This is a genomic window from Bellilinea sp., assembly GCF_034432615.1.
Taxonomy (GTDB): domain Bacteria; phylum Chloroflexota; class Anaerolineae; order Anaerolineales; family Anaerolineaceae; genus Bellilinea.
On record NZ_DAOUBL010000114.1, the window covers coordinates 1 to 2,455 of the forward strand.

Annotated in this window: 3 protein-coding genes; 1 reads left to right on the plus strand and 2 read right to left on the minus strand. The window is 54.9% G+C overall.

Annotation, left to right across the window (positions count from 1 at the left end; all coding sequences use genetic code 11):
- Together VAE48_RS05230 and purB are read right to left on the minus strand one after the other, a co-directional pair.
- Nucleotides 1-595, minus strand: a 595-nt coding sequence (locus tag VAE48_RS05230) for an NAD(P)-binding domain-containing protein (protein WP_322792263.1), incomplete at its 3' end; no start/stop codon positions are given.
- A complete protein-coding gene (purB, locus tag VAE48_RS05235; protein WP_322792264.1) occupies nt 592-2,010 on the minus strand; it encodes an adenylosuccinate lyase in 1,419 nt (472 codons plus the stop codon). The genes VAE48_RS05230 and purB, both read right to left, overlap by 4 nt.
- A gap of 87 nt (nt 2,011-2,097) precedes the next feature.
- Here purB and VAE48_RS05240 point away from each other — a divergent pair.
- On the plus strand, nt 2,098-2,455 hold a 358-nt coding region (locus VAE48_RS05240), incomplete at its 3' end, for an SDR family oxidoreductase (RefSeq protein WP_322792265.1).

Consider the following 2,455-nt stretch of genomic DNA (forward strand, 5'->3'; position numbering starts at 1 on the left):
CGATCAACTGCATATCGCCGTATTCAATGCCGTTATGAACCATTTTGACATAATGACCGGCCCCGCGCGGGCCAATGTAACTGACACAGGCAGCCCCATCCTCGGCTTTGGCAGCCACTGCCATCAACATGGGCTGTAATACCTGCCAGGCCGCCGGCGAACCCCCCGGCATCAGGCTCGGACCCCAAAGCGCACCCTCCTCCCCGCCGGAAACGCCCATCCCAATAAAGTGAATCCCTTTCTCAGCCAGATTCAGACTGCGCCGATCGCTGTCCAGAAAATACGAATTACCGCCGTCAATCAGAATATCGCCCGGTTCCAGATAAGGCAACACATCCTCAATCGCCTGGTCTACCGTCTTGCCGGCCGGCAGCATCAGCAGCAGCCGACGGGGTCTTTCCAGCATAGCGGTTAATTCGGCTAAACTGGCAGCGCCCAACGGGGTCGCACCGGGGGCGGGCTGCTCAACAAATAAACGCACTTTTTCCGGCGAACGGTTGTACACGGCTACGCGAAAACCATTGCGTTGAAAATTGCGCCCCAGATTAAAGCCCATCACCCCTAATCCATATATCCCAATTTCTGCCTGTTTCATGCTTCTTGCTCCTCTGCTTTCTCCTCGATTTCTTCGCGAATTTGCTCTGCCAAACGGCGTGCCTGCTGCCCGGCAATTCCCAGATAAGCCTCTACGTTCATCAGCTGTCTAACTTGGTCGCTGCCGAGAATAGCACCAATCTGCTCATCCTCACATAAAAATGCCAGCAGCGGGTTTTCCTGTCCGTTCTGAACCGCCTGCCACGCGGCGAGTGAAAGACCGCGCAGGCGCTCGTGCATTGCCTGCCGGTCTGCGCCCCGCTTAACCAGCGCCATGAGCACCCTTTCGGTTGCCGCAAAGGGCGCATAGCGGTACAAATTGCGTTGAATGGCTGCCTCGTCAAACCGCAAGCCCTTCAAAATGCGCCGGGTGGTGATCAGCATTTCCTCTGCAATCAGGAAACTCTCCGGCAGCAGCGAGCGGCGGTTGGCAGAATCATCCAGCGTCCGCTCTAGCAACGAAAAGGCGGCATTACCCCATGCCACTTGCGGCATCAACGCCAGCGAACGCGCCAGTGAATTCACTTTTTCCGCCAGAATCGGATTTCGCTTAAAGGGCATCGCCGAAGAACCGACTTGCCGCTCACCAAATGGCTCCTGCCACTCCCCCAACGGCGGTGATTGTAAAAAGCGCAGGTCGAAAGAAAATTTATTCAACACCGCTGCCACTCCGGCCAGCTGGCTGATCAGGCGGTATTCCTGCATGCGCGGCGCAACCTGCGAAGTCACTGCGTAAAAGGGTAAATCCAGTTTATGGCTCAGGATTTCCTCGAATGCCGGCAGATTTTCCAGGCCGATCAAATCCGCATAGGCGGCCGCCGTACCAACCGCGCCTTTGAATCCCTTGCCGCGCAGCTGATTTCTCAACTGGCGCAGAGAACACCACTCCGTGAGCAGGTCCTGTGCGTAAAATGCCAGCCGGTAGCCCAGGGTGGTCGGCTCAGCCGGCTGCAGATGGGTGAAGCCCATCACCGGCAGTTCAGCCGTCTGGGCAATCCGTTCGGCAAACAGGGAAAGAACCCCTTTCAAATGTTTCAAAAGCAAATCCAGGGCCACGCGCAAACGCAAAACCTCGGCATTATCCTCGATATCCATCGAAGTAGCACCCAGGTGCAATATTGCGCCACCCAGTGGTGATTGCTCGGCAAAGGTTTTCAATTCCGCCATCAAATCGTGGTGAATTTGGGCTTCGATTTCCTGCGCGCGCGCCAGATCAATCCTCTCCACGTTACGGCGCAAGTCGTTTACCTGCTCCTCACCAACCAGCCCAAAGTGGGCCTGCGTTTCTGCCAGCGCCAGCCAGATACGCCGCCAGAGACGGCGTTTTTCTTCCTCCCCCCAAATTTGCCGCATTTCCGGGGAGCCGTACCGCCAGCTGAACGGAGATTGATACCCATCACCTTTGCTCATTGTCATGATTTTACTACGAACCACATCAAAACGTTCTGACAGGCGCAATGTTATAATTTTCTCAATTAATCTCGCTGCAAAAAGGTGATTTTCATGGTCGCACAATCAAACATCGTTCTGTTGGGTAAAATCGGACAGCTCGGTTGGGAATTAAACCGCGATCTACAACCGCTCGGTAAAGTAACCGCGCTCGATTATCCACAAATTGACTTTACCCGTCCGGCCGAACTGATTTCACTGCTCGAGTCCCTGCAACCCGAACTGATTGTCAACGCTGTCGCCTACACCAATGTGGACAAAGCCGAAAGCGAACCCGAATTGTGCGATCAAATCAATTTTCATGCGGTGGAACAACTGGCACGGCTGGCTTCACACCTCGGCTGCGGGCTGATTCATGTATCCACAGACTACGTATTTGATGGCAGCCAGAGCCGCCCATACACCGAAGAAG

Bases quoted from the DNA above. Each gene is read 5' to 3' on its own strand.
- purB (WP_322792264.1), bottom strand. From the start codon at position 2,010: ATGACAATGAGCAAAGGTGATGGGTATCAATCTCCGTTCAGCTGGCGG.